A 26,977-nucleotide genomic window follows, 5' to 3' on the forward strand; every position below is an offset into this window, starting at 1 on the left:
TTTTCTGTTGGTCAGAGTAGACCGTGGCTCCTGCGTCCGCAATGTCTTTCACCGGAGGCACTATCGGTGGCCCTACCATCGGGAGACAGCCAGAAAGGAGCTTGCCGTGACCGCAGAGCAGAACCCGCCGTCCGTCGTCAGGATCACCGACGTCGCCGCGCTGGCCGGCGTGTCGATCGGCACCGCCTCGAAGGCCCTGAACGACACCGGCCAGCTCCGCGACGAGACGCGGGCCCGGGTGCGGGCGGCGGCCGAGAAGCTCGGATTCGTCATGGACGCCCGGGGCCGCGCCCTCTCCTCCGGCCGGAGCTTCACCGTCGGGATGATCACCACGGACTCCTTCGGCCGCTTCAGCATCCCCGTGATGCTCGGGGCCGAGGACGTCCTGAGCGCCGGGCAGATGGCCGTCTTCCTCTGCGACACCCGCGACGACCCCGTGCGGGAGCACCACTACGTCCGGTCGCTGTCGTCGCGGCGGGTCGACGGCATCATCGTCACGGGAAGGAGCTCCGACCCACGGCCGCCGATCGACGTCGGGATCCCGGTCGTCTACGCCTTCACCCCCTCGACCGACGACTCGGACGTCTCGATGGTCCTCGACGACGCGCGCGGGGCGGAGATCCTGGCCGAGCACGTCCTGTCGCTCGGCCGACGGCGGGTCGCCTACGTCTCCGGGCCGGTGCGGCACGCGGCCGCGTCGCGCCGGGCCCTCGCCGCTGCGGCGCGCTTCGGCGGAGCCCTCGTCGCCGAGCCGCTCTACGGCGAGTGGTCGGAGCAGTGGGGGCGCCAGGCGGTCGACCTCCTCCTGCGGACGCACCCCGACCTCGACGCGATCGCCTGCGGGAGCGACCAGATCGCCCGCGGGGTCTGCGACCGCCTCCGCGAGGTCGGGCGGGCGGTGCCGACCGATGTCGCCGTGACGGGCTTCGACGACTGGGACGTCATGGCGCTCGCCAGCCGGCCGCCCCTCACCACGGTCGACCTCCGCCTCGAGGATCTGGGGCGGCTCGCCGGGCGGGCGCTTCTCGAGCTCATCGCCGGGCAGACGCCCGCGTCGGCCTCGCTCGAGCCGACGCTCGTCATCCGCGCGTCGACGATCGGCGACTGAGGCGCGGGCGGGCGCGGCCCGCGGGCGCCGCCCGCATGTGCCGCCCGCAGGTGCCGCCCGCGCGTGCCGTCCGCGGATACCGCCCACGGATACCGGCCCAGCATCACACCGCCTCCCGGCCCTTGCTCCCCCTCCTTCCCACCTTCCCTCCCCCGCCGGCAACTCAGGAGTTCTGTCGCCGGGCAGCGCGCGGAGGCGCTCGGCGCCGCCCGCGCGCGACAGAACGCCTGATGTGCCGACGCGGCGCGACCCACCGAGCCGACCCGGCAGGCGCGCCAGCCCGAATAGGCCGGCGGGCGCCGCCCGCACCTCCCCTCGCCTCCCCCGCCGGCAACTCAGGGGTTCTGTCGCCGGGCAGGCGCGAAGGCGCTCGACGCCGCCCGCGCGCGACAGAACGCCTGATGTGCCGACGCGGCGCGACCCACCGAGCCCACCCGGCAGGCGCGCCAGCCCGAACAGGCCGGCGGGCGCTGCCCGCGGGCAACTCAGGGGTTCTGTCGCCGGGCAGCGAGCGGAGGCGCTCGGCGCCGCCCGCGCGCGACAGGACGCATGACTTGCCGACACCGGGTGAAGGTAGTCGGGTCGGGCGGGGCAGGGTGTGGGCGGGGCCTGGGGCTGGGCGGCATGGCCGACGGGGCGACTGGCTCAGCGGGCGGGGCGGCGGCGAGTGGGGCGGGGCGGTTGGCTCAGCGGGGCGGCGGGGGCGAGTGGCGCGGGGCGGGCGGGGCCGCCGGGCGGCTCAGCGTGAGGCGGGCGGGGCCGCGCGCTTCCAGCGCGACCCCGACCGGCGGAGCGAGACGCGAGTGCGATCGGCGCGGAAGAAGTCGTGCGAGAACTCGAGCGGCCTGTCGCCGGCGTCGACGGTCACGCGCCAGATCTCGAAGAGCGGCGCCCCCTCGTCCACCCCGAGGATCGCCGCCTGCTCCGCCGTCGCCGCCGTCACGTCGATCGTCTCGTCGGCGTGGGCCGTCTCGAGGCGGTACTCCTCGGCCAGGAGCCGGTAGATCGACCCGGCGTGGTCGTGCCGCTCGAATCCCGGCACGAGTCGCATCGGCAGCACCATCGTGTCGAGCGACAGCGGGATGCCCGCGGCGTCGCGCCGTCTCCGCAGGCGGAACACGCTCTCGCCGTCGGCGAGCCCCAGATTCCTCTGCTCCGACGCCGTCGCGAGCCCGAGCTCCTCGTCGAGGACGACGGTCTCCGAGACGTAGCCCTGCTGACGCAGCATGTCGGGCACGCCCGTCACCGTGTTCAGCTGCCGCTCGATCTTGCCGTCGGCCACGAAGACGCCGCCCGTGCGGCCCATGGTCCGGCGGATCTCGTCGCGCGACTCCAGCTCCTCGAGCGCTTCGCGGAGGGCCGACCTCGGCACGTCGAGCTGCTCGGCCATACCGCGCTCCGAACCGATCCGGTCGCCGACGCGCAGCTCGGAGCGGGCGATGACTCGCCGGATTCGCTCGACGAGTTCGGAGGGGTCTCGGGCCACGGGTCCTCACTGCTTCGGGGGTCCCGCCATGCTACCGAGCGGACGGCGGCGGCCTACGCGCGAGACGCCTGCAGCAGGGCCCAGAGCTCGGCCCGCCCGGCGAACGTCTCCAGGTCGAGCCCGAGGAGCGTGCCGACGCGGCCGATCCGCGCCTTGAGCGTGTGGCGGTGGAGGCCCGCCTCCCGCGCCGCCGACTCCCAGTGGCCGTTGTGGTCGAGCCACAGGCGCGAGCACGCGACCAGGTCGCCCGTCTCGCCGTCGAGGGCGGCGAGCCTCCGTCGGGCGAGGCTCTCGGCCGCGGGTGACCAGAGATCGTCGAGGAGACCCCCGTCGGCGCCGCCGAACGCGCGCAGCCCGGGCTCGCGCGACTGCGAGAGCACGCGCGTCGCCTGCGCCAGCCCGGCACCGGCCTCCGACGGGGCCAGGGGCGCTGAGACGCCGACGCTCACGCCCTCGAGGACGGGGGCCGCGTCGACGAGCTCTCGCAGGCGGTCCGTGCCGGACGCCGCCAGGACGAGCACGAGCGTCTCGCCCCGGTCGTCGACGAAGGCCAGCCGGTCGCGGGTCACTGCGTCGACGAGGCGCGCGCGGTCCGTCGACGACAGGCCGTCGGGCAGGATCGCCAGCCCCACGCGGATCGTGTCGGGCAGCGGCACCGAGAACTCCTCGGCGAGCGCCGCGGCCGAGCGCACCTCCGACGCGAGGAGCAGCCGCACGATCACGCCGCCGAGCCGCTGCTCCAGGTGCCGCTCCGAGTCGCCGTACCCGAGGAGCACCTCCGCGATGGCGATCGCGCCGGTGACCACGGCCTGCGTGGCCACGTCGTGCGCTCCTTCGCCCACCACCCCGATGGCGCCGCGGAGCGACCCGCGCTGGCCCAGGGTCTGCACCGTGGCGAAGCCCGGCCAGGTGGGGAGGGCCACGTCGAGGCTGGCGCGCGACCCGCGGGCGAGCATCCTGCGCGCCTCGACCTCGAGCGGGGCGACGTCGACCGGCTCGGCGCTCTCGAGGAGCACCACGTCGCCGGTCGCGGAGAGCACCACGACGGCGCCGCGGACCTGCTCGGCCAGGGCTCGGGCGACGCTCGACAGGGTCCCGTGCGTCAGGGCGGCGATGGAGACGGCGCGCTGGGCGCGGAGGGTCCAGGAGTCGCGCTCCCGCTCGCGCGCGGAGATGCGGTCGGCGACCCAGCGGATGAGGGCGATGAAGGGGATCTCGTAGGGGACTTCCACGAGCGTGATCCCGCGCTCGGCGCAGGCCTCGACGAGCGGTGCGGGTGTCCCCTCGCGGATCACCTCGAGGCCGAATCCGACAGCGATGACTCCGGCGGCGGCGAGGCGGTCGACGTAGGCGGCGTAGTAGCCGTCGTCGTCGTCCTCGGCCGGGAACTGGGTCCCGGTGGTCAGCAGCATCGAGCCGCCGGTGAGGAACGGCGACGGGTCGTGGAGGTCGGAGCTGTGCACCCAGTCGATGGGCCGGGCGAGGCTCGCGCCGGTGAGGCGGGGCCGGAGCCGCAGGGCCGATTCGGCCAGCAGGCCGCCGACGGTGGGCGGTGACGTGGTCTGCACTCCCGAAGGCTATCCGGATCCTGCCGCTTCGGACAGCCGCCTCGGGTGAATTGCCGGAACGGCATCACCGCGGAGTCAGGCACTGCCTACATTGGCGGGTAACCGATCACGCAGCCCGTGACGAGACCCCAGGGAGGGCAACCGATGACCATCGTCGAATCGAACGCCACAGGACGCGCCGTCGGCGGGCCCGGCCTGCCGCAGCGCCGCCACCTCGTGACGGAGATCCCGGGGCCGAAGTCCCGCGCCCTCCTCGAGCGCAAGTCGAGCGCCGTGGCCCGCGGTGTGGGCATCACCCTGCCCGTCTTCACCGACGTCGCCGGGGGTGGCGTGCTGGTCGACGTGGACGGCAACAGCTTCATCGACTTCGGCACGGGCATCGCCGTCACGGGCATCGGCAACGCCGCGCCCGCCGTGGTCGCCGCCGTGCAGGAGCAGGTCGAGCGCTTCACGCACACCTGCTTCATGATCACCGGCTACGACTCCTACGTCGGCGTGGCGGAGGCCCTGAACCGTCTGACGCCCGGTGACCACGACAAGCGCACCGCCCTCTTCAACACCGGCGCCGAGGCCGTCGAGAACGCGGTCAAGATCGCGCGCTCCTACACGGGCCGCCAGGCCGTCATCGCGTTCGACCACGCCTACCACGGTCGCACGAACCTCACTATGGCCCTCACGGCCAAGGCCATGCCCTACAAGTCGGGCTTCGGGCCGTTCGCGCCCGAGATCTACCGCGCTCCCCTCTCCTACCCGTTCCGCGACGGACTCGACGGCCCCGCGGCCGCCAAGAAGGCCATCGCCGTGATCGAGAAGCAGGTCGGGGCCTCGTCGACGGCCGCGATCATCATCGAGCCGATCCAGGGCGAGGGCGGCTTCATCGTCCCCGCGCCTGGCTTCCTCACGACCCTGCAGGAGTGGGCGACCGCGAACGGCGTCGTGTTCATCGCCGACGAGGTGCAGACCGGCTTCGCGCGGACGGGGCGCATGTTCGCCTCCGAGCACGAGGGCCTCGTTCCCGACCTCGTCGTCACGGCGAAGGGCATCGCGGGCGGTCTCCCCCTCTCCGCGGTCACCGGCCGCGCCGAGATCATGGACGCCCCGCACGTCGGCGGACTCGGCGGCACCTACGGCGGCAACCCGCTCGCCTGCGCCGCCGCCCTCGCGGCCATCGACTCGTATGAGAACGACGGTCTGCTGGAGCGCGCCCGCGAGATCGAGACGCTCATGCTCTCCCGTCTCCGCGAGCTCCAGGCGTCCGACCCGCGCATCGGCGACGTCCGCGGGCGCGGCGCCATGATCGCCGTCGAGATCGTCGACCCGGTCACCGGCGAGCCCGACGCCGCCCTCACCTCGAAGATCGCCGCGGGCAGCCACGCGAACGGCGTCATCCTTCTCACCTGCGGCACCTACGGGAACGTCATCCGCTTCCTGCCGCCGCTCTCGATCAGCGACGACCTGCTCCACGACGGGCTCGACGTCGTGCGACAGGCTCTGGAGGCCGCATGACCGTCACCGCATCCCGCGAGCAGGAGCTGCTCGCCGACGTCCCGACGGGCCTCCTGATCGGCGACTCCTGGCGCGCGTCCTCGTCCTCGGCCACCTTCGCCGTGATCGACCCCGCCACGGGCGTCGAGCTCGCGCAGATCGCCGACGGCACGCCCGAGGACGGCATCAGCGCCCTCGACGCGGCCGTGGCGGCGGGCGACGAGTGGGCGGCGACCGCGCCGCGCGTGCGGGGCGAGATCCTGCGCCGCGCCTTCGACCTGGCCGTCGAGCACCGGGAGGATCTGGCGCTCCTCATGACCATGGAGATGGGGAAGTCCCTGCAGGAGGCCCGGGGCGAGGTCACCTACGGGGCCGAGTTCCTCCGCTGGTTCTCCGAGGAGGCCGTCCGGATCTCGGGTCGCTACGGCGCCAACCCCGAGGGCACCGGCACGACGATCGTGTCGCACCGCCCCGTTGGCCCGTGCCTGCTCATCACGCCCTGGAACTTCCCGCTGGCGATGGCCACCCGCAAGATCGCGCCGGCCCTGGCGGCGGGATGCACGATCGTGCTCAAGCCCGCGGAGCTCACGCCCCTGACGAGCCTCTACTTCGTCGAGCTGCTCCGCGAGGCCGGAGTGCCCGACGGCGTCGTCAACGTCGTGACGACGACCGACGCCAAGGGCTTCTCCTCGAAGGTCATGGCCGATCCCCGCCTCCGCAAGGTGAGCTTCACCGGATCCACCCCGGTCGGGCAGACGCTCCTCAAGCAGGCCGCCGAGAACGTGCTGCGGACCTCGATGGAACTCGGCGGGAACGCCCCGTTCCTGGTCTTCGAGGACGCCGACGTCGACGCCGCGGTGACGGGGGCCATGCTGGCCAAGTTCCGGAATATCGGCGAGGCCTGCACCGCGGCCAACCGCTTCTTCGTCCACTCCGCCGTCGCCGAGGAGTTCGGCCGCAAGCTGACCGAGAAGGTCCGGGAGCTCCGCGTGGGCCGCGGCACCGAGGACGGCGTGGCCATCGGCCCGCTGATCAACGCGGCCGCCGTCGACAAGAGCGCCGATCTCGTCGGCGACGCCCTCGAGCGCGGCGCGTCCGTCCTCACCGGCGGCTCGGCGATCGACGGGCCGGGCACGTTCTTCGAACCGACCGTCCTGACCGGGATCACGGCGGGGACGCGGCTCCTGCGGGAGGAGATCTTCGGACCGGTCGCCGCGATCGCGACCTTCGACACGGAGGACGAGGCCGTCGCCCTGGCGAACGACACGGAGTTCGGGCTGGTCGCCTACGCGTTCACGACCGATCTCGCTCGCGGCCACCGCCTCATGAACCGCCTGAAGTCGGGCATGCTGGGGCTGAACACGGGTGTCGTCTCGAACGCCTCGGCCCCCTTCGGCGGCGTGAAGTCGTCGGGCCTCGGCCGCGAGGGCGGTTCCGAGGGCATCCACGAGTACCTCGACACCATGTACACCCTGATCCCGGCGAGCTAGCCACCCCCACCGCACCCGGCCCCGCGCCGGCCCACCGAGGAGAGTTCGATGCCGAACCCGACCCTGAACAACTACATCGACGGGGAGTTCGTGCCCGCCCACGGCACCGGCACCCTCGACGTCGTCGACCCTCGCACGGAGCGGATCGTCGCGGTGTCCCCGGTGTCGGACGCCGCCGACGTCGACGCCGCCATGGCGGCGGCCGAGCGCGCCTTCCCGGCCTGGAAGCGCGCCACGCCCGGCGAGCGGCAGAAGGCGCTCCTCGCCCTCGCCGACGCGCTCGAGGCGGCGTCCGACCAGCTCGTCGAGGCGCAGCACCGCAACACCGGCCAGCCGATGGCGACCATCGCCTCCGAGGAGGTGGCTGTCGGCGCCGACCAGATCCGATTCTTCGCAGGAGCAGCCCGCCGCCTCGACGGGATCGCCTCCGGCGAGTACCTCGGGGGCCTCACGTCGAGCGTCCGCCGCGAGCCGATCGGGGTCGTCGCCCAGGTGACGCCGTGGAACTACCCGCTGATGATGGCCCTCTGGAAGATCGGCCCCGCACTCGCCGCGGGCAACACCATCGTGCTGAAGCCGAGCGACACGACACCCGAGTCGACGCTCGTCCTGGCGGAGGTGACCCGGGGCATCCTGCCCGACGGCGTCTTCAACGTGGTGCTCGGCGACGCGTCGACCGGCGCGCTGCTCACCGAGCACCCGGTGCCGGGTCTCGTCGCGATCACCGGCAGCGTCCGCGCCGGTCGTGCCGTGGCGCAGTCGGGGGCGAACGGCCTGAAGCGCGTCCACCTCGAGCTCGGCGGGAAGGCGCCCGTCGTCGTCTTCCCCGACGTCGACATCGACGCGACGGCCGCGGCCATCGCGGAGGCGGGCTTCTTCAACGCCGGCCAGGACTGCACTGCGGCGACGCGGGTCATCGTGCACGAGTCGATCCACGACGCCTTCGTCGACGCCCTGGTGAAGGCCGCCGAGGCGACGGTCACCGGTGACGTCGACGGCGCCTTCTACGGCCCCCTCAACAACGCCCGCCACTTCGCGGCGGTCACCGCCGCCGTCGAGGCGCTGCCGGAGCACGCCACGATCCGCACCGGCGGTTTCCGCGTGGGCGACAGCGGCTTCTACTACGCGCCGACCGTGATCGCCGACGTGCGCCAGGACGACCCGATCGTGCAGGACGAGGTCTTCGGGCCGGTCCTGACCGTCCAGTCGTTCTCGACCGCCGACGAGGCGCTCGAGCTCGCCAACGGGGTGCGCTACGCGCTCGCCTCGAGCGTCTGGACCGACAGCCACACGACGGCGGAGCGGTTCGCGCGCGACCTCGACTTCGGCTGCGTGTGGATCAACACGCACATCCCGCTCGCCGCCGAGATGCCCCACGGCGGCTTCAAGCAGTCCGGCTACGGCAAGGACCTCTCGGCCTACTCGATCGACGACTACACGCGTGTGAAGCACGTCATGAGCGCCCACGGGCGCTCATGACCAGCAAGCACCGATGAGCGCCCCCCTGAGCGCCTCCTCCCTCCCCCACCGCACCCCCCGAAGCAAAGGCTCGCACCCCATGTCCGAAACACTCACCGCCGACGTCGTCGTCATCGGCGCCGGCGCGACGGGTCTCACCGCCGCGTCCGACCTCGTCAAGGCCGGCCACTCCGTGATCGTCCTCGAGGCGCGCGACCGCGTCGGGGGGCGCCTCTGGACCAACGCCATCGAGGGTCAGATGTACGAGATCGGCGGCCAGTGGGTCTCGCCCGATCAGACGGCTCTGATCGCCACGCTCGACGAGCTGGGCCTCGAGACGTACTCGCGCTTCCGCGACGGCGAGAGCGTCTACGTCGGTCGCGACGGCGTCGCGAAGCGTTTCACGGGCGACATCTTCCCGGCGTCGAAGGAGACCGAGTCGGAGATCGAGCGGCTCATCGCCGTCATGGACGGACTCACGGCGGAGATCGACCCGGACGCACCCTGGAACCACCCGCGCGCCCAGGAGCTCGACGCGGTGTCGTTCAAGGAGTGGCTCGCCCGCGAGTCGGACGACGAGGAGGCCCGCGACAACATCGCCCTCTTCATCGCCGACGCGATGCTGACGAAGCCCGCCCACGCCTTCTCCACCCTCCAGGCTCTCCTCATGTCGGCGAGCGCCGGCAGCTTCTCGAACCTCGTGGAGGCCGACTTCATCCTCGACAAGCGCGTCGTCGGCGGCCTCCAGGGCGTCCCGGTGGCTCTCGCGGCGCAGCTCGGCGACCGCGTGCGTCTCGAGCAGGTCGTGCACACTCTCGCCTGGTCGGACGAGGGCGTCGTCGCCACCACGGACACCCTGCGGGTCGAGGCCAAGCGCGCGCTCGTCGCCGTGCCGCCGAACCTCTACGGCCGGATCACCTACGAGCCGCCGCTGCCCCGCAAGCGCCACCAGCTCCAGCAGCACCTGTCGCTCGGGCTCGTCATCAAGGTCCACGCGACCTACGAGACGCCGTTCTGGCGCGACAAGGGCCTGTCGGGGACGGCGTTCAGCCCGTACCAGCTCGTCCACGAGTCCTACGACAACAGCAACTTCGGCGAGTCCCGGGGCACGCTCGTCGGCTTCGTGTCGGACGAGAAGGCCGACCGCCTCCTCGCGCTCGACCCCGCGGAGCGGAAGGCGCGCATCCTGGCGTCGCTGGCGACGTACTACGGGGCCGAGGCCGAGCATCCTGCGGTCTACTACGAGAGCGACTGGGCCGCCGAGGAGTGGACGCAGGGCGCGTACGCGGCGAGCTACGACGTCGGCGGTCTGAGCCGCTACGGCGCCGATCAGAATCTGCCGGTCGGGGCGGTGCGGTTCGGCTCCAGCGACCTCGCGGGGCTGGGCTACCAGCACGTCGACGGGGCCATCCGCGTCGGGCACCGCATCGGCGCCGAGATCCTCACCGAGCTGATGGCGATGACTGTAACCGCGCCGTAACGCGACCCTGGGCTAACCTGCCGAGACCTGCACCGAATCCCCCTGATCGCTTCCCCGAAAGAGGCTCGGAATTCCATGGCACTCGACATCGACACCCCCCACCTCGCCCCGGCGGCTACGGAGAGCAGCAAGCTCAAACGCCACTTCGGACGCTTCGACATCCTGTTCTTCCTGATCTGCACGATCGTGGGGGTCGACACGATCTCCACGGTCGCGGCAGCCGGGGGCCAGGCATTCACCTTCATGGTGATCCTGGCGGTCGTCTTCTTCATCCCCCAGGCCCTGCTCTTCTCCGAGCTCGGCACCGCCTTCCCCCAGGAGGGCGGGCCGTACATCTGGACGCGCATGGCCTTCGGCCACCTCGCGGGAGCCGTCAACAACTTCCTCTACTGGGTCACGAACCCGGTGTGGCTGGGCGGCACCCTGGCCTTCTCGGGGGCCTACGCCCTGCAGGTCTTCTTCAACGACGGCAAGGCGTTCTCGACCCTGGTCTTCTACCTGATCACGATCCCGTTCATCTGGGTCGCCGTCCTGGCCGCGGTCCTCTCGTTCCGGATCGGCAAGTGGATCACGACCGTCGGGGCGTTCGCCCGATTCGTGCTCCTCGGGGTCTTCGTCGTCACGGTGGCGGTGTACGGCCTTCAGAACGGCGTGCACGGGCTGGGGGCCTCGTCGTTCACGCCGACGATCGGCGGGTTCGTCGCGCTGGTCGGCGTGCTCCTGTTCAACTACGTGGGCTTCGAACTGCCGAACAGCGCCGGCGAGGAGATGAAGGACTCCACCCGCGACGTGCCGTTCGCCATCGCCCGGTCGGCGGTCTTCTCGTTCCTCCTCTACGCCGTCCCGATCCTGGGCATCCTGCTGGTGCTCCCGACCGACGCCGTGACGAACTTCGGCGGCCTCGTCGACGCGATCAAGCAGGTCTTCGGCGTCTACGGCGGGCTCGCCCCGGTGATGGGCGGCCTCGCCGGCATCGTCTTCGTGCTCTGCGTGCTCACCTCGGGCGTCACCTGGATCATGGGCTCCGACCGGGCCCTCGCCGTCTCCGGCTACGACGGCGCGGCCCCGCGCTCGCTCGGCGTGATCAACGCGAAGCTCGGCACGCCCGTCCGGGTGAACATCTTCAGCGGCGTCGTCTCGACGATCGTCCTGGTGCTGGCGTACACGATCACCGAGGGCAGCGCGGCGAAGTTCTTCATCGCCGTCCTCGGCGTCACGATCTCGACGACGCTGATCAGCTACCTGCTGATCTTCCCGTCGCTCTGGAAGCTCCGCAGGAGCCACCCCGACGTCGCCCGGCCCTTCCGCATGCCCGCCTACCGCGTCCTCACGGTGGTGCTGATGCTCCTGCTCGCGTTCACGGTCGTGCAGCTCGTGGCGCCCGGCGCGTTCTTCGACTGGTTCGGCAGCGACTTCCGGCCCGACGGGTGGGACGCCTCGGAGAGCGTGACGTACCTCCTCACGGAGCTGGTCCCCGTCGTGGTGTTCATGCTGATCGGAGTCCTGTTCTGGGCTCTCGGCACGAAGACCCGGAGAGAGAACGCCGCCCTCGCCCGCGAGCTCGACGAAGCCGCCGCCTCGACGAGCGGACGATAGCGATCCCGGCGGGCGCGGCGCGGCCCGGGCGGCGACTGGACGAGGTCGCCCCCGGGGTCCTCGTCGCGACCGGTCGGCACGACGTCACCACGAGCACCGTCGTGCGCGCGGCCGCCGGCTCCGACCGGGTGCTGCTCGTCGACCCGGCGTGGGAGGTCGACGAGCTGGAGTCGCTGGCGGACGCCCTCGACGAGCGCTCGCTCCGGCCCGTCGCCGGCTTCTCCACGCACGCGCACCACGACCACCTGCTCTGGCACCCGCGGTTCGGCGACGTCCCGCGCTGGTCGTCGGCGGAGACGGCCCGCCTGGCCGCCGGGGAGCGGGCGGCGCTCCTGACGATGCTCGGGCCGTGGCCCGACGACCTCGTCCCCCTCGTCGGAGCCGTGACCGCGGTGGACGGCGACCTGATCCCCTGGGCGGGGCAGGAGGCCCGGCTGGTGGTGCACGACGCGCACGTGCCGGGCCACACGGCGGTCTGGCTGCCCGGGCCGCGGATCCTGCTGGCCGGCGACCTGCTCAGCGACGTCGAGCTCCCGCTGCCGGACGAGCCGCCGGGAGCCCTCGAGCGGTACGCCCTCGGCCTCGACGCGCTGGCCCCCTTCGTCGCCCGGGCGAGGCTCGTCGTGCCGGGGCACGGCTCCCCCGGTACCGACGCCCGGGCGCGGCTGGACCGGGACCGGCGGTACCTCGACGCGGTCTCGCGCGGCCTCGAACCCGACGACGAGCGTCTGGCCGACGAGGCGATGCGCCTGACGCACGCGGAGACCGTGCGGCTGCACGGCCGAGGCGCGGGCCGGACCCCCGCCTCGGACGACTAGAGAGCCGGCTGCTGCTGCGTGATGCAGTGGATGCCGCCGCCCCGGGCGAAGATCGCCCGGGCGTCGACCGTCACCACGCGCCGACCGGGGTAGACGTCGGCGAGGATCGACGCCGCCCGCTCGTCGGAGGCAGGATCGTCGAACCCGCACGCGATCACGCCGCCGTTCACGACGAGGTGGTTCACGTAGCTGTGGTCGACGAAGCCGACCTCGTCGCGCAGGGCGGACGGCGCCGGGAGGTCCACGATGCGCCACTCGCGTCCGGCGGCGTCGCGCGTCCCGGCGAGGAACTCCCTCAGCCCGCGGCTCACCTCGAAGTCGGGGTGCGCGGGGTCGGTCTGCGCATGCAGGAGCAGGACGCCGGGCGACGGGATGGACGCCACCATGTCGACGTGGCCGCGGGTGCCGAACTCCTCGTAGTCGCGCGTCAGCCCGCGCGGCAGCCAGATCACGTGCCGGGCCCCGATCGTGCGGGCCAGCTCCGCCTCGACCCGCGCGCGGTCGGCGTGCGGGTTGCGGCCGGCGTCGAGCTGCACCGTCTCCGTGACGAGGACCGTCCCCTCGCCGTCCACGTGGATCGCCCCGCCCTCGTTGACGAGGAGTGAGGGGACGACTTCCGCGCCGGCGCTCGTCGCCACGAAGCGCCCGATCTCCAGGTCGGCCTCCCACGACGCCCACTCCTGCGCGCCCCAGCCGTTGAAGATCCAGTCGACGGCGCCGAGGCGCGGCACGGGGCCGCTCCGGTCGACGACGAAGGTGGGGCCCGAGTCGCGGATCCAGGAGTCGTCGAGCGGCGCCTCGACGACGTCCACCGCCCCGCCGAGGTAGTCGGCCGCCTCCTGCCTCGCCGTCGGGTCGACCACCATCGTGACGGGTTCGAACTCGGCGGTCGCCCGGGCGACGGCCGACCAGGCCGAGCGCGCCTCGTGCGCCGAGGCGGCGTCGTCGCCGAGCGTGTAGCCGTCGCGCGGGAAGGCCATCCAGGTGCGCTCGTGCGGGGCCGTCTCCGACGGCATCAGCCAGGTCACGACAGCGACTCCGCGATCGCCTCGAACGCGCCGTAGGAGTCCCGCTCCCGGTCGACCGGCTCGACGAGCGACCCGTAGAGGTCGGGGCGCCTCGTCACGTAGAAGGGGAACAGCTTCAGCCACTCCTCCCGCTGCGCCAGGTCGAGATCGGCCACGAGGACAGCCGAGGCGTCGCGCGGGGCCTCCACGAGGATCCTGCCGAACGGGTCGGAGATGAACGACGAGCCGTAGAAGGTGATCGCCCCCTCGTCGCCCCAGCGGTTGGGGACCACCAGGAAGAGGCCGCTCGTGATCCCGTTCGCGACGATGACGTGCCGCCAGATGTCGCGGGTGTCGAAGTCGGGGAAGGTCGGTTCGGAGCCGATCGCGGTCGGGTAGGCGAGTATCTCCGCCCCGGCGAGGCCGTAGGCGCGGGCCAGCTCGGGGAACCACTCGTCCCAGCAGGTGGGGAGCCCGACGCGCGCCCCGAGGCCCGCGGGCGCGTAGACCGGATGGGCGTCCCCGGCCGGGCCGGGGCGGAAGAAGGTGTCCTCGTAGTAGCCGGCGCTGATCGGGATGTGCGTCTTGCGGGTCCGCCCGACGAGCTCTCCCTCGGGGCTCACGAGGATCGCGGTGTTGTAGCCGCGGGGGTCGTCGGGGGCGTCGTCCGCGGCCGGCCGCTCGAAGAGCGACGCGTGCACGAAGACGCCGTGCCGCCGGGCCGCCTCGCGGGCGAAGGTCGTCGTGGGGCCCGTCTCGAGATCCTCGGCGGTGTCCTTCACGCGGCCCGCCGCCGGGGTGTCGCCGGGGTAGCGGCCGAGCGTCAGCTCGGGGAGGAACACCACGCCGGCGCCGGCCTCGGCCGCGAGGCGCACGCCCTCGTCGAGCTCCGCTCGGTGGCGAGCAGGATCCTCGTGCCAGCGCATCTGGACCAGCGCGACGCGCACCGGCTCCCGTGTCGCGGGCGTGACCCGGAGCGGAGCGGTGGCGGCGGGAGCGACCAGGACCTGCATGACTGCCTCCTCGGCGTCGAGTTTTGTTGATCATACGATCAACGAGCGTCGAAAACCACCTACACTCGGCGCATGAGCACCGAGAGACCCCGCGCCGCCCGCAAGGCGCCCGCCGAGCGCCGCACCGAGATCGGCCTCGCCGCCCGGAACCTCGCCCTCGACGAGGGGCTCGGCGCGCTGACCCTGCGGGGCGTGGCCGCGAGGGTCGGCGTCGCCTCCGGGCTCGTGGCCCACTACGAACCGTCGATGGAGGTGCTCGTGGCGCGCACGTTCTCCGAGCTCGTGCACGCCGAGTTCGACGATGTCCGGGCCGCGGTCGGGGAGTCGGCCTCTCCGACGTCGCGCCTCACCGCACTCGTCGCGACGCTCCTCGACGGGACCCGCGACGACGTCTCCAGCCTCTGGGCCGACGCCTGGAGCCTCGGCCGATCGCTCCCGCTCCTCGCGGCGGCGGCCCGGGAGCACATGGACGAGTGGCACGCGTTCGCGGCGGGCATCCTGCGGGACGGCGTCGCCCGGGGCGAGTTCCGCGCGCCGGAGCCGGATGTCGTGGCGCTGCAGCTCTTCGCCCTCGTCGACAGCACGGCCGCCTACTCGCTCGTCGACTACCGCACCGGTCGGGAGCGCACGCACCTCGTCCGGCAGTCGCTCGAGTCGTCGCTCGCTCTCCCTCCGGGCCGCCTCACCCCCTGACCCCGCCCCTCCCCGCACCTCCCCCGTCCCCCGCCCCGCCCCGTCCCCCGCACCTCCCCCACCCCTCCCCCGTTTCCCCGAGTGGACAGCTGTCGACGCCGAGGGGCCGTTTTCCGTCGAGAAGTGTCCACTCACCGGCCCGGGTCGGCGTGCGAGCGGGCGTGCTCGAGCGCGAGGTCGAAGTCGTCGAAGAGGTGGTTCCGGTGCCGGAGCGCCGCGACGACGCCGACGCGGGTGGCGAGCCGGAGGTGCCGCGGCTGGATGCCCTTGAGGAGCACGGTGACACCCCGGCGCTCCAGGGTCGTGACCATCTCGCTGATGACCCGGGCGCCGGTGGCGTCGAGCACCTCCAGCTGCGAGAGGCGGACGATCACCACGGTGACGCCGGTGATGCGCGTGACGCGGTCGAGCATCCGGTCGGCCGCCCCGAAGATGAGCGCCCCGTCGAGACGGAACACGGCGATGTGGTCGTCTCCCTCGTGCGCTTCTCCGGGGATCTCCTCGCGGTGGACACCGCCCGACGACGCGAGCTGCCGGAGCGCGAAGAACGCGGCGACGGCGATGCCGACCCCGACCGCCACGATGAGGTCGAACGACACGGTCACGACGGCCGTGATGACGAACACCGCGGCATCGGAGCGGCTGGAGCCGGCGACGCTCCTCACGGTGGCGACGGAGATCATGCGCGCCGCGGTGACCATGAGCACCCCGGAGAGCGCTGCGAGCGGCACCTGCGAGACCACGGTCGCCGCGAGGGAGACGACCCCGAGGAGCACGGCCGCGTGGACGATCGCGGAGATCCGCGAGCGGCCGCCAGCCCGGACGTTGACGGCGGTCCGCGCGATGGCTCCGGTGGCCGGCATCCCCCCGAAGAGACCGGACGCGACGGATGCCAGCCCCTGCCCGACGAGCTCGCGGTCGGCGTCGTAGGGGCCGGTGTCGGCGAGCGACGACGCGACGCGCGCCGACAGCAGCGACTCGATCGCGGCGAGCGCGGCGACCGTGAGTGCGGGCCCGACGAGCTCCGAGACCGTGGCGACCGAGAACACCGGGAGCGACGGCGCCGGCAGGTGGCCGGGCAGGGCTCCGATCCGGGGGAGGTGGAGCCCGGTGAGCGCGACCACCGCCGACACGACGACGATCGCGAGGAGCGAGCCGGGCAGGTTCCGGTGGATCCGCGGCGCGACGAGCATGACCACGGCCACCGCCACGACCGCGACGAGGGGCCCGATGACGCTCGCGGGGGTCGTGGTCAGCGCGGCCTGCACGGCCGACACGACCGCGTTGCTGCTCGGTCCCGGCGACGTGCCGATCGCCGCGGGGACCTGCTGCAGGAAGATGATGACCGCGATGCCGAGGGTGAACCCCTCGATGACCGGCCACGGGATGAACGAGACGATCCTGCCGAGCCGCAGCGCGCCTCCTGCGAGCACCACCAGCCCCGCCATGACGCTGACGAGCGCGACGACACCCGGCCCGCGGGCGGCGACGATCGGACCGAGGACCACGACCATGGCCCCGGTCGGCCCCGAGACCTGCACGTTCGAGCCGCCGAAGACCGCCGCCACGACACCGGCGACGATGGCGGTGACGATGCCGCTCTCGGCGCCGGCCCCGGAGCTCACCCCGAAGGCCAGGGCGAGCGGGAGAGCGACGATCCCGACGGTGACACCCGCCACGACGTCGCCGCGCCAGGTGCGGCGGGCCGACCCGTAGTCGCGCCAGGAGGGCAGGAGCGACCGGAGACCCGCGAGGCGCGTCACGCGGTCACGGGAGAGGACGTGGCTCCTAGGTTCACTGCCGTGCCTCCCATCTGTCAACTTTACCTTTTCATCATATGCTCATGTCACCCTCGTCTCCCGAACGCCCGGCGAGTGGACAGGCATCGACATCAGGGGCGCGATTTCCGTCGAGAAGCGTCCATTCGAGGCCGGGCGGGCGGGGATACGACGTGTTACGAACGTGAAACATGTGACGGGTGGGACTCGTTCGGGGGGTGTACATCGACTCACCCGGTGATTAGCCTCATCAGGTCTGGCCGGGCGTACTAGGGGTGCGTCGGGGCTATCTCAGGGAGACCCATGACCTCACTCATCCGTTCGTCCATCGGCGCCGGGGCCACTCTGGCCCTCGTCGCCGGTCTGACCGTCGGCGTCGCGTCGGGTGCCGCACCGGCCGAGGCCGCGAGCGCCTCGCCGACGGCCACCGCGACGCCCACCGCACCCGCGACTCCTGCGGACTCCGCGACGGCCTCACCGACCGCCGCGCCCGCACCGACCACCGCGCCGGCACCGACCACCACCGGCACGCCGACCCCCGCCGCCAAGGCGCCCGCCGCCGCGAGCGCCGCGGGGTCGACGTCGGTCGCGACCGACCCGTCGCTCGCCGCCATGAACGCGAGCGGCAACCACTCGATGGGATCGACGATCCCCGATGCGGCGGCGGCCGCGGCCGCTCCCAAGAGCAGGATGCTCCTCCAGGCCCAGGCGGCGAGCACCGGCCCCGCGGGCCTCAAGGGGCTCGACGTCAGCGCTTACCAGCCGTCGGTGAACTGGCAGGCCGTCTACAACCAGGGCGCCCGCTTCGCGTACATCAAGTCGACCGAGGGCACCGGCTACAAGAGCTCGACGTTCGCCTCGCAGTACGCGGGCTCCTTCACCGTCGGCATGAGCCACGGCGCCTACCACTTCGCCACGCCCAACACGTCGTCCGGTGCCACCCAGGCCCGCTTCTTCGTCGCGAACGGCGGCGGCTGGAAGGCGGACGGCCGCACGCTCCCGCCGCTCCTCGACATCGAGTACGGCTACAACGGCACCTGCTGGGGGCTCAGCCAGCCGGCGATGGTCTCCTGGATCCGCGACTTCACCTCGACGGTCAAGGGCCTGACCGGCATCCAGCCCGCGATCTACACCACGACCGACTGGTGGACCCGCTGCACCGGCAACAGCAACGCGTTCTCCGCCAACCCGCTCTTCGTGGCCCGCTACACGGCCAATGCGACGCCGGGCACCCTCGGGGCGAGCTGGCGCACCTACAACTTCTGGCAGTGGTCGAGCACCGGCCCGTTCCCGGGCGACTCCGACGTCTTCAACGGGACCGCGGCCACGCTGCAGGCCCTGACGCTCGGCGGCCTCGGCACCCCGCTGAACACGCAGCCCGCGACTCCCGCGGCGATGGTCCGCGCAGGAGCCACGCTCAAGTCGGGCGCGACCGTCACGTCGTCGAACAAGCAGTACACCCTGACGCTCCAGACGGACGGGAACATGGTGCTCCGCGGCAACGGACGCATCCTGTGGCAGTCGAAGACGTCGCGGAACCCGGGAGCCTGGTTCAGCATGCAGACCGACGGCAACGCCGTGCTCTACTCGGCCGCGAACAAGCCGATCTGGAACACCGGCACCTCCGGGACCGGCTCGGCCGGCTCCTTCGTCGTCCAGTCGAACGGCGACCTGGCCCTGACCAACTCGTCGGGAGTCACCTGGAAGGCCCCGGTCACCGGGTTCGACCTGCTGATGCCGAACTCCACCCTCAAGGGCGGGCAGCTGCTCCACGACGTCTCCGGCCAGGTGCAGGCGATCATGCAGGGCGACGGCAACTTCGTCCTCTACATCGGCGGCCGCGCCCGCTGGAGCACCAAGACGTCGGGCTTCCCCGGGTCGGTCCTGAAGCTCCAGACCGACGGCAACCTCGTGGTCTACGACACCGCCGGCAAGGCCCGCTGGAACAGCCGCACCCCGAAGGTCGGAAACGGCACGCACCTCATCATGAGGGCCGACGGCAAGCTGGTCCTGTACAAGGGCGCCACGGGCGTCTGGGACAGCGGCACGTCGCTGACGCGCTAGGCGCGAGCGCAGCGCAGGAGATACGAGGAGGCCGGGCCGGCTACGGCCCGGCCTCTTCTCGCGTCAGGAGGCGGCGACCACCTCGAGGCGGTTCGCCCAGGGGTCGTCGAAGCCGAGGATCCGGCCGTCGTGGCGGGTCGCGACACCGAAGTGGTCGAGGCGCTCGGACAGGGCGCCGAGGTCGTCCGCCGTCGGGACCTCGATGCGGACGAGGCCGAGCCCGAGCGCGAGTCGGCGGCGACCGGCTCCGGCGCTGTTCCAGGTGTTCATCGCCATGTGGTGGTGGTAGCCGCCCGCGCTGACGAAGAGCGCCGACGGGCCGAAGTTCGCGGTCGCCTCGAAGCCGAGCCGGTCGACGTAGAAGCTGCGGGCGGTGGCGACGTCGCCCACGCTGAGGTGCACGTGACCGACCGTCGCGTTCGTCGAAGCGGCCCCGGCGACGGCGGCCTCGTCGAGGTTCTGCCGGAGGAAGTCGTTGGGGTCGAGCGCCAGGGTCGCCATCTCGACCTGGCCGTGGGCCCAGCTCCAGGCCGTGCGATCGCGGTCCCAGTAGAGCTCGATGCCGTTGCCCTCCGGGTCGGAGAAGTAGAAGGCCTTCGACACGAGGTGGTCGGCGCTCCCGGTGAACGAGGAGGGGTCCCGGCGCGCCACGGACCAGACGGCGGTGGCGAGGTCGGCCTCGGTCTCGAAGAGGATGGCCGTGTGGAAGAGGCCGGCCGCGCGGGGGGCCGCGTGCTTCAGCTCGGGGGCGTGCTCGAGGATCACGATCGGGGTCGCGCCCCGGCCGAGGATGCTGCGGCCCGGTTCCTGCGCCAGGAGGCTCAGAGTGACGGCGTCGCGGTAGTACGCGGTCATGCCGTCGAGGTCTCCGACGCGGAGCGTCACGGCTCCCATGTGCGTGTCGGCGGCGAGCAGGTCGCCCGGGGTGGTGGTCATGGGGCGAGCGTATCAGCCAATAGTTGTAGCGACAACCATTTCGCGCCCGGCGGAATTCGAGCGATCGGGAACGACGGCCGGGTGGGAGGCGTTAGGTGAAGTGTCCGCCAGACGCGCGGACGAGAGAAGGGACACCCCCACATGACTACAGAAGCCCTCCCGGCCCAGGCGGCCGGCACCTTCGCCCTCGGCGGCGACCTGACCGTCAATCGCCTCGGCTACGGGAGCATGCAGCTCACCGGCCCCGGGGTCTGGGGCCCGCCGAAGGACGAGCAGGAGGCCATCCGCGTCCTCCGCCGCTCCATCGAGCTCGGCGTCAACTTCATCGACACGGCCGACTCCTACGGCCCGGCCGTCGCCGAGCCCCTCATCGCCAAGGCCCTGAAGCCCTACGCCGACGACCTCGTCATCGCCACCAAGGGCGGTCTCACCCGCACCGGCCCGAACGAGTGGCCGCCGGTCGGACGCCCCGAGTACCTCCGCCAGGAGGCCGAGATGAGCCTCCGCTGGCTCGGCCTCGAGACCATCGACCTCTACCAGCTGCACCGCGTCGACCCGCAGGTGCCGCTGGAGGACCAGGTCGGCGAGCTCAAGAAGCTCCAGGACGAGGGCAAGATCCGCCACATCGGTCTGAGCGAGGTCACCATCCAGCAGGTCCAGCAGGCCCAGAAGGTCGCCGAGATCGTCTCCGTGCAGAATCTCTTCAACCTCACCGACCGCTCCGCCGAGAAGCTCCTCGACTGGTCGACCGAGCAGGGCATCGCGTTCATCCCGTGGTTCCCGCTCGCCACCGGCTCGCTCGCCAAGGAGGGCAGCCCGCTGACGGAGCTCTCGAAGAAGCACGACGCGACTCCGGCTCAGCTCGCCCTCGCGTGGCTCCTCAAGCGCTCGCCCGTCATGCTGCCGATCCCGGGCACGTCGACCGTCGCGCACCTCGAGGACAACATGCACGGTGCCGAGATCGAGCTGACCGACGCGGAGTTCGCCGACCTCTCGGCCATCGCGTAGTCGAGGCCTCTGATCACCGGGGGTTCCGGTCGCTCGCCTTCTCTAGACTGAGCGGCGAGCGATTGGAACCACCCGTGACAGACATGAGCCTCCGACTCCCGACGACGCGATTCCAGGCGGTGCTGGACCTCGGCCCGAAGAACGCCGCGGCCGTCCCGCCGCCCGCGAGCCTCGGGCACCCCGACCTCTACGCCGACTTCGACGACGAGACCGGTCAGTCGAGCCTGGCCGTCGAGTTCGCGAGCGGGCAGATCCACCTCGAGACCGTCGACGACGGGATCGACTACCACTTCCACCGCGGCAACGGCAGCGACACCGACAGGAGCCCCTGGCCGGCGTCGACGACGGACCCCGTCGTGACCTGGGCCTCGACCCTCCTGGCCGACTTCCACCTCCGGATGCCCGACCTCCTCGAAGACCTGGAGGACGCCGCCGCCTGGCACGACGAGGGCTACGACCTCTACATCTGCGAGGTCGAGGAGCCCACGAAGCTCGACCTCCTCACCGTCGACATCGAGGGCGAGCTGCTCACGCTGCCCTGGCTCGGCAGCGGCCACGTCGACCACGCGCACATCGACGGCGACAACCACCCCATCGCCCTGCTCTGGACCGCAGGAGACGGCGAACCCGACCTCCCCATCGCCGAGGCGCGCCTCGACCCGGTCACCGAACTCCCCGTCACCAGCGCCCTCCCGGGCATCGACTGGACCGCGGTGGGGCTGCCCGCCAACGAGGTCGTGTCGTGGCTGGAGGGCATCTACCTCAACCACCACGTCCTGCCGGACGCCGTGGGCACGCTCCTGACCGCCGTCCTGGAGCGACTCGGCGGGCTCGAGCCCGCCGAGTCGGTCTAGCGCCGGAGGGATCTACTGCTGCGCCGGCGGGGGCGTCTGCGGGTAGCCGCCACCGAGGGCGCCGCGCTTGCGATCGCGGACCGCGCGGAAGTACTCGGAGGAGGGGCGGAGGAACATGAGGATCGTCGCGACGACTCCCGCGATGACGCCGACGGCACCGACGCCGTAGCTTCCCGCGATGCCGAAGAGCGACAGGACCGTCAGGACCAGCAGGACGATGCGCGCCCAATTGGCACCTCGTCGCATGAACAGGTCGAAGATCACGAACGCGATCAGCGACACGACGCCGATGACGACGGCGAGGATGACTCCGGCTTGGACGACCGTGTCGATCTGCGACGCGCTGAGGGCGGAGCCGCCCTGGGACTCGGCCGCGCGCTTCGCCTGCTCGGTCGCCGCCGGAATGGACGCGATCGTGACGAAGATCCCCACGAGGTGCGTCAACGCGACAAGCAGGAACAGGTAGAACGCGTTGTTCACGAAGCGGGGCGGCGTGGTCGGCCCGCCACCGGTGTAGCCGGGCGGGTTCTGGCCGGGGCTCTGGGGGTAGGGCTCGGAATACGTCATGGTGATCCTCCTTCGGCGGGGGCGGTCCGCGCCACCGTGTGTGAGCACCTCTCCCCCTGTCGCGAGCGTACTGACGACCCGCCGGATTGTCCGTCGGACGCGCTAGGCGTGACGCTCGCACCGTGCCAAACTGTCCGCGGACGACTCCCCGCAGGGCGGGGCGACGACCCGGACCACAGCCGTTCCGTCCTCCTCCTTCTCTCCACCTCCGAAGGGATCCCCAGGCTCCGTGTCCCCTGACGCTCTTCGAGACGCCACGCGTCTCTCGTCGCTCCGTGCCCTGCTGTTCGACCTCGACGGAGTCCTGACTCCGACCGCCGAGGTGCACATGCGGGCCTGGTCGCGCCTCTTCACCGACTACCTGACCTCGCGCGACGCGGAGCCCTACTCGGAGGCCGACTACTTCCGGTACGTCGACGGCAAGCCGCGCTACGACGGGGTCCGCGACCTCCTCGCCTCGCGGGGGATCACGATCCCCGAGGGCACGCCCGACGACTCCCCCGACCTCGAGACCGTCTGCGGCCTCGGCAACCGGAAGAACAGCGTCTTCGCGGCGGAGCTCCGGGAGAACGGCGTCACCGCCTACCCCGGTTCGGTCGCGTTCCTCGAGCGGGCCGTCGAGGCGGGCATCCTGGTGGCCGTCGTGTCGAGCTCGCGCAACGCCGTTCCCGTCCTGGAGGCGGCCGGGCTCCGCGACCGCTTCGAGGTGATCGTCGACGGCGTGGTCGCCGCCGCCGAGCACCTGACCGGCAAGCCCGCGCCGGACACCTACATCGAGGGCGCGCGCCGCCTCGGGCTGACCCCCGCGGAGTGCGTCGTCGTCGAGGACGCCCAGTCCGGCGTCGAGGCCGGTCGACGGGGGGCGTTCGGCCTCGTCGTCGGCGTCGACCGCGGCGTCGGCCCCCAGGCCCTTCTCGACTTCGGGGCGGACTTCGTCGTCGACGATCTCGGCGACCTCGTCGGCTCCCTCCCCACCACCCCGTCTTCCCCCACCCCGGAGCTCGACTCATGACCGTCATCACCTCGGACCCCCTCGACCGGAACCGCTTCCCCGTCGACGAGTGGGCGCTCGTCGAGACCGAGTTCGCCCCCGACGACCAGGGCATGGCGGAGACGATCTTCGCGGTCGGGAACGGCTACCTCGGGATGCGCGGCAACCTCGACGAGGGCCGCGGCGGTGCCGCGTACGGCACGTTCATCAACGGCTTCCACGAGACCTGGCCGATCCGTCACGCCGAGGAGGCCTTCGGCTTCGCCCGCGTCGGCCAGACGATCGTCAACGTGCCCGACGCGAAGGTCATCCGCCTCTACATCGACGACGAGCCGTTCGTGGTGGCCGAGGCCGACATCCTCCGCTACTCGCGCCGCGTCGACTTCCGCGACGGCGTCCTCGTCCGCGAGCTGGAGTGGCGCACGCCCTCCGGCAAGCGCGTGCTCATCCGCAGCCGCCGCCTGGTCTCGTTCACCGACCGGCACCTCGCCGTCGTGGAGTACGAGGTGACCATGCTCGACGCCGACGCGTCCGTGCTCATCTCCAGCCAGATCCTGAACCGCCAGGACCTCGGCGACGAGTACCACGCGGGCATGCGCGCCGCGGCGACCTTCGACCCGCGCAAGGCGGAGTCGTTCGCCGACCGGGTGCTCCAGCCGGCCCTCAAGCGGGCCCACGGGACGCGCTACGTCCTCGGCTACCAGACCACCAACTCCGGCATGACGATCGCCGTGGGCGCCGAGCACGACCTCGAGACCGACAACGAGTGGCAGCAGTCCTCGCAGATCGAGGACGATCTCGCCAAGCACGTCTACCGCATTCAGGCGAAGGCGGGGCGCCGGATCCGGGTGGTCAAGACGATCACGTACCACACGTCCCGCGGCGTCCCCCCGCGCGAGCTCGCGGACCGCTGCGACCGCACGCTCGACCGCGCCCTCGAGATGGCGCCGGAGGAGATCTTCGACACCCAGCGCGACTGGCTCGACGACTTCTGGGAGCGCAGCGACGTCGAGCTGCCGGGGCACCCGATCCTGCAGCAGGCCATCCGCTGGAACATCTTCCAGCTCGCGCAGGCGACGGCCCGCACCGACGGCCAGGGCGTCGCGGCCAAGGGCGTCACCGGCTCGGGCTATGGCGGGCACTACTTCTGGGACACCGAGATCTACGTGCTCCCGTTCCTCTCGTACACGGCGCCCAACGTCGCCCGGAACGCCCTGCGCTTCCGCCAGGGCATGCTCGACGCCGCCCGCGAGCGCGCGACCGAGCTGAACCAGCGCGGCGCGCTCTTCCCGTGGCGCACCATCAACGGCCTGGAGTCGTCGGCCTACTACGCCGCCGGCACGGCGCAGTACCACATCGACGCCGACATCACCCACGCCCTGATGCAGTACGTCGCGGCCACCGGCGACGAGGACTTCCTCGCCCGCGGCGCGATCGACATCCTCGTCGAGACCGCGCGCCTCTGGGCCGACCTCGGATTCTGGCGCTCGAACGGCGACCAGAAGTTCCACATCGACGGCGTCACCGGCCCCGACGAATACACGACCGTCGTCGACGACAACCTCTACACGAACGTCATGGCGCGCGCGAACCTCTGGTCGGCCGTCCGGATGTGCGAAGAGCTCATGGTGAAGAACCCCACGGCCTACGCCCGGATGGTGACGCGCCTCGGCCTCGAGGAGCACGAGCTCCGCGGCTGGACCGCCGCCGCCGACGCGATGGAGATCCCCTTCGACGCGCACCGCGGGATCCACCCGCAGGACGCCCAGTTCCTCGACAAGGAGCTGTGGGACCTCGACTCGACGCCGGAGTCGAAGCGCCCGCTCCTGCTGCACTACCACCCGCTGGTGATCTACCGCTTCCAGGTGCTGAAGCAGGCCGACGTCGTGCTGGCGCTGTTCCTCCAGGGCGCCGAGTTCACGCCCGCCGAGAAGCGCCGCAACTTCGAGTACTACGACGCTCTGACGACCGGCGACTCCACGCTCTCCGCGGTGGTCCAGTCGATCATCGCGGCCGAGGTGGGCCACCACCGCCTGGCGCGGAGCTACTTCCTGTCGTCGCTCTTCGTCGACCTCGCCGACCTCCACCACAACACCGCCGACGGCGTGCACGTGGCGTCGACCGGCGGCATCTGGAGCTCGCTCGTCTCGGGCTTCGGCGGCATGCGCGACCACGACGGCCGCATCACGTTCAACCCGCGCCTCCCGGAGGACTGGGAGAAGCTCGTCTTCCGCATGACGATCAAGGGGTCGCGCGTCCGGGTCACGGTCGAGCAGGAGTCGATCACGTTCACCATCGAGGAGGGCGAGGGCGTGACCGTCCACGTCGGCCACGAGAAGTACGAGGTCGCCCGGAGCGCCCCCGTGGTCGTGCCGCTCTCGGATCAGGGTCCGCGGATCGAGACCCCGCCGCCCACGACGAGCGACCTGCGAGGGATGCTGCGGGCCGACGGCTCCGTCGTGACGGCGTCGATCCCGATGATCTCGCTCGATCGCACCGAGATCGACGTCGACGTGCAGGCGTAGCGCGGGGCCTCGTCGTCGGAGGCGCGGCGCGGGGGGTCAGCCCTCGGGCCCCGCGAACACCCCGGTGGTGAGCTTGCGACCCTGGGAGCCCTGGAGCCCGACGCTGTCGGGCACTCCATCCGCCACCAGCGCCGCGAACATGTCCTGGACGCCCACCGCCGCGGCGGCCGAGTCCTCCTGCGGGTTCTCGTCGACCGCGCAGCTCGTGGCGAGTCCGCCGTCATTCGCGACCACGAGGCACGCGTGCCCCCTCGTGTCCACGCCGACCCAGATCTTCGCCGCGCGGTAGGCACCGGCGTAGCGCACGGTCGAGGTGACGATCTGCGTGCCGGTGGATGCGTCCTCATCGAGTGACTTCGGCGGCGCATCCTGCGCAGTGCGGTCGCGCCGGAGGATCGCGAAGTCGGAGTACGGTTTCGCCCTGGGGAAGGCGGCCGGGTCGGAGAACGTGCTGCGCGCTACCGGCGCGGCTTTCGCCGACGTGTGCGGCTGGAGCCAGACGTTGGGGGCGATCTGCCGGTAGCCGGCCGGCACCGCACCGACTGCGGGGGTACCATCGGCCACGATCGCGAATCCGGCCTCGCCGAGCGCACCGTCGCCGATCGCGCTCCCGGGGGCCGCGCTCGTGACGCCGGAGCACAGCGATGCCGAACCTGTCTTGCCGGGCCCGATGGAGAGGATGCAGACCTCGTTCGTCGCGTCGACGGCGATCCAGAGGCCGTCCCCGCCGATCGTGCCCAGGCGGCGGGCCGACTCGGGCACGAGGCGCGTGTCGACCGAGAGGAACCCGGCGGGCAGCACGTCGTCCGACATCCGCTGCTGCCGCAGGACCGCCAGCTGCGAGTAGGGGAACCCCGACGGCGTGATGGGCTCGAGGACCGGCACCGGATGCGCCGCCTCCACCTCCGCCTGCCTCGGCCCGAAGAGCAGGATGCCCGTCACCGCGAGCACCCCGACGGCGATCGCCGCCCCCGCCACACGTTCGATCCTCACGGCTCCCCCTTCGTCGTCGAGCCGATCCTAGGGGCTCCGGCGCAACCGGCGCTCGCCCC

The 26,977-nt window shown here is 72.0% G+C and carries 21 protein-coding genes; 13 read left to right on the forward strand and 8 right to left on the reverse strand.

Annotated features, from left to right (window positions below):
• Positions 1-106: 106 nt before the first annotated feature.
• The gene (locus AS850_RS11980; RefSeq protein ID WP_119869334.1) at positions 107-1,108 is read left to right on the forward strand and encodes a LacI family DNA-binding transcriptional regulator; all 1,002 of its coding nucleotides are present in this window, start codon (positions 107-109) and stop codon (positions 1,106-1,108) included.
• Positions 1,109-1,847: 739 nt separating this feature from the next.
• Here the strand turns inward: AS850_RS11980 and AS850_RS11985 are convergent.
• Positions 1,848-2,594, reverse strand: a complete 747-nt coding sequence (locus AS850_RS11985) for a GntR family transcriptional regulator (RefSeq protein ID WP_119869335.1) — start codon at positions 2,592-2,594, stop codon at positions 1,848-1,850.
• 53 nt (positions 2,595-2,647) lie between these two features.
• The gene (locus AS850_RS11990; protein ID WP_119869336.1) at positions 2,648-4,162 is read right to left on the reverse strand and encodes a PucR family transcriptional regulator; all 1,515 of its coding nucleotides are present in this window, start codon (positions 4,160-4,162) and stop codon (positions 2,648-2,650) included.
• Positions 4,163-4,306: 144 nt separating this feature from the next.
• Here AS850_RS11990 and gabT point away from each other — a divergent pair, with 144 nt between their 5' ends.
• The 6 genes from gabT to AS850_RS12020 all read left to right on the forward strand — a co-directional run bounded on the left by gabT (position 4,307) and on the right by AS850_RS12020 (position 12,489).
• Complete coding sequence (gene gabT, locus AS850_RS11995; protein ID WP_119869337.1) at positions 4,307-5,668, forward strand: 4-aminobutyrate--2-oxoglutarate transaminase; 1,362 nt, start codon at positions 4,307-4,309, stop codon at positions 5,666-5,668.
• A complete protein-coding gene (locus tag AS850_RS12000; RefSeq protein WP_119869338.1) occupies positions 5,665-7,137 on the forward strand; it encodes an NAD-dependent succinate-semialdehyde dehydrogenase in 1,473 nt (490 codons plus the stop codon). Before gabT ends, AS850_RS12000 begins: the two co-directional genes overlap by 4 nt.
• 48 nt (positions 7,138-7,185) lie before the next feature.
• Positions 7,186-8,616: an aminobutyraldehyde dehydrogenase gene (locus AS850_RS12005; protein ID WP_119869339.1), complete on the forward strand. Its 1,431-nt coding sequence runs from the start codon at positions 7,186-7,188 to the stop codon at positions 8,614-8,616.
• Positions 8,617-8,695: 79 nt separating this feature from the next.
• Positions 8,696-10,075, forward strand: coding sequence for a flavin monoamine oxidase family protein (locus AS850_RS12010; RefSeq protein ID WP_119869340.1), 1,380 nt, complete (start codon positions 8,696-8,698; stop codon positions 10,073-10,075).
• Between the two features lie 75 nt (positions 10,076-10,150).
• Complete coding sequence (locus AS850_RS12015; protein ID WP_119869341.1) at positions 10,151-11,671, forward strand: APC family permease; 1,521 nt, start codon at positions 10,151-10,153, stop codon at positions 11,669-11,671.
• A gap of 101 nt (positions 11,672-11,772) precedes the next feature.
• Positions 11,773-12,489 carry an MBL fold metallo-hydrolase gene (locus tag AS850_RS12020; RefSeq protein ID WP_236940703.1) on the forward strand — a complete coding sequence of 239 codons (717 nt, stop codon included), beginning with the start codon at positions 11,773-11,775 and terminating at the stop codon, positions 12,487-12,489.
• Here the strand turns inward: AS850_RS12020 and AS850_RS12025 are convergent.
• Both AS850_RS12025 and AS850_RS12030 read right to left on the reverse strand, forming a co-directional pair.
• Positions 12,486-13,517, reverse strand: coding sequence for an agmatine deiminase family protein (locus tag AS850_RS12025; RefSeq protein ID WP_119869342.1), 1,032 nt, complete (start codon positions 13,515-13,517; stop codon positions 12,486-12,488). The two genes, AS850_RS12020 and AS850_RS12025, sit on opposite strands and share 4 nt — an antisense overlap.
• Positions 13,514-14,509, reverse strand: coding sequence for a nitrilase-related carbon-nitrogen hydrolase (locus AS850_RS12030; RefSeq protein WP_119869343.1), 996 nt, complete (start codon positions 14,507-14,509; stop codon positions 13,514-13,516). The genes AS850_RS12025 and AS850_RS12030 overlap by 4 nt, the downstream gene beginning before the upstream one ends.
• A gap of 72 nt (positions 14,510-14,581) precedes the next feature.
• On the opposite strand from AS850_RS12030, the gene AS850_RS12035 reads away from it, so the two are divergent.
• Entirely contained in the window at positions 14,582-15,202 is a 621-nt protein-coding gene (locus AS850_RS12035) for a TetR family transcriptional regulator C-terminal domain-containing protein (protein ID WP_119869344.1), read from the forward strand.
• A 131-nt stretch (positions 15,203-15,333) separates the two neighbouring features.
• Here the strand turns inward: AS850_RS12035 and AS850_RS12040 are convergent, their stop codons facing one another.
• The gene (locus tag AS850_RS12040) at positions 15,334-16,965 is read right to left on the reverse strand and encodes a SulP family inorganic anion transporter (protein ID WP_173795196.1); all 1,632 of its coding nucleotides are present in this window, start codon (positions 16,963-16,965) and stop codon (positions 15,334-15,336) included.
• A gap of 318 nt (positions 16,966-17,283) precedes the next feature.
• Here AS850_RS12040 and AS850_RS12045 point away from each other — a divergent pair, with 318 nt between their 5' ends.
• Positions 17,284-19,044 carry a GH25 family lysozyme gene (locus AS850_RS12045; protein WP_119869346.1) on the forward strand — a complete coding sequence of 587 codons (1,761 nt, stop codon included), beginning with the start codon at positions 17,284-17,286 and terminating at the stop codon, positions 19,042-19,044.
• A gap of 63 nt (positions 19,045-19,107) precedes the next feature.
• On the opposite strand, the gene AS850_RS12050 is transcribed toward AS850_RS12045, so the two are convergent.
• A complete protein-coding gene (locus AS850_RS12050; protein ID WP_119869347.1) occupies positions 19,108-19,980 on the reverse strand; it encodes a VOC family protein in 873 nt (290 codons plus the stop codon).
• A 141-nt stretch (positions 19,981-20,121) separates the two neighbouring features.
• Here AS850_RS12050 and AS850_RS12055 point away from each other — a divergent pair, with 141 nt between their 5' ends.
• The gene (locus tag AS850_RS12055; protein WP_119869348.1) at positions 20,122-20,988 is read left to right on the forward strand and encodes an aldo/keto reductase; all 867 of its coding nucleotides are present in this window, start codon (positions 20,122-20,124) and stop codon (positions 20,986-20,988) included.
• Between the two features lie 74 nt (positions 20,989-21,062).
• Entirely contained in the window at positions 21,063-21,842 is a 780-nt protein-coding gene (locus AS850_RS12060; RefSeq protein ID WP_123955502.1) for a hypothetical protein, read from the forward strand.
• Between the two features lie 12 nt (positions 21,843-21,854).
• Here the strand turns inward: AS850_RS12060 and AS850_RS12065 are convergent, their stop codons facing one another.
• Positions 21,855-22,409, reverse strand: a complete 555-nt coding sequence (locus AS850_RS12065; RefSeq protein ID WP_119869350.1) for a hypothetical protein — start codon at positions 22,407-22,409, stop codon at positions 21,855-21,857.
• Between the two features lie 229 nt (positions 22,410-22,638).
• On the opposite strand from AS850_RS12065, the gene AS850_RS12070 reads away from it, so the two are divergent.
• A complete protein-coding gene (locus tag AS850_RS12070; RefSeq protein ID WP_119869351.1) occupies positions 22,639-23,421 on the forward strand; it encodes an HAD family hydrolase in 783 nt (260 codons plus the stop codon).
• Positions 23,418-25,925, forward strand: a complete 2,508-nt coding sequence (locus AS850_RS12075; protein ID WP_119869352.1) for a glycoside hydrolase family 65 protein — start codon at positions 23,418-23,420, stop codon at positions 25,923-25,925. Before AS850_RS12070 ends, AS850_RS12075 begins: the two co-directional genes overlap by 4 nt.
• 36 nt (positions 25,926-25,961) lie before the next feature.
• Here the strand turns inward: AS850_RS12075 and AS850_RS12080 are convergent, their stop codons facing one another.
• Positions 25,962-26,918, reverse strand: coding sequence for a hypothetical protein (locus AS850_RS12080; protein WP_123955503.1), 957 nt, complete (start codon positions 26,916-26,918; stop codon positions 25,962-25,964).
• Positions 26,919-26,977: the final 59 nt, after the last annotated feature.

Origin of the sequence: Frondihabitans sp. 762G35 (assembly GCF_002074055.1) — a bacterium.
In the GTDB taxonomy this organism is placed as follows: Bacteria; Actinomycetota; Actinomycetes; order Actinomycetales; family Microbacteriaceae; genus Frondihabitans.

Coding starts and splice junctions, on each gene's coding strand:
- gabT (WP_119869337.1), top strand. CDS start 4,307: ATGACCATCGTCGAATCGAACGCCACAGGACGCGCCGTCGGCGGGCCC.
- AS850_RS12000 (WP_119869338.1), top strand. CDS start 5,665: ATGACCGTCACCGCATCCCGCGAGCAGGAGCTGCTCGCCGACGTCCCG.
- AS850_RS12005 (WP_119869339.1), top strand. CDS start 7,186: ATGCCGAACCCGACCCTGAACAACTACATCGACGGGGAGTTCGTGCCC.
- AS850_RS12010 (WP_119869340.1), top strand. CDS start 8,696: ATGTCCGAAACACTCACCGCCGACGTCGTCGTCATCGGCGCCGGCGCG.
- AS850_RS12015 (WP_119869341.1), top strand. CDS start 10,151: ATGGCACTCGACATCGACACCCCCCACCTCGCCCCGGCGGCTACGGAG.
- AS850_RS12030 (WP_119869343.1), bottom strand. CDS start 14,509: ATGCAGGTCCTGGTCGCTCCCGCCGCCACCGCTCCGCTCCGGGTCACG.
- AS850_RS12035 (WP_119869344.1), top strand. CDS start 14,582: ATGAGCACCGAGAGACCCCGCGCCGCCCGCAAGGCGCCCGCCGAGCGC.
- AS850_RS12045 (WP_119869346.1), top strand. CDS start 17,284: ATGACCTCACTCATCCGTTCGTCCATCGGCGCCGGGGCCACTCTGGCC.
- AS850_RS12050 (WP_119869347.1), bottom strand. CDS start 19,980: ATGACCACCACCCCGGGCGACCTGCTCGCCGCCGACACGCACATGGGA.
- AS850_RS12055 (WP_119869348.1), top strand. CDS start 20,122: ATGACTACAGAAGCCCTCCCGGCCCAGGCGGCCGGCACCTTCGCCCTC.
- AS850_RS12065 (WP_119869350.1), bottom strand. CDS start 22,409: ATGACGTATTCCGAGCCCTACCCCCAGAGCCCCGGCCAGAACCCGCCC.
- AS850_RS12075 (WP_119869352.1), top strand. CDS start 23,418: ATGACCGTCATCACCTCGGACCCCCTCGACCGGAACCGCTTCCCCGTC.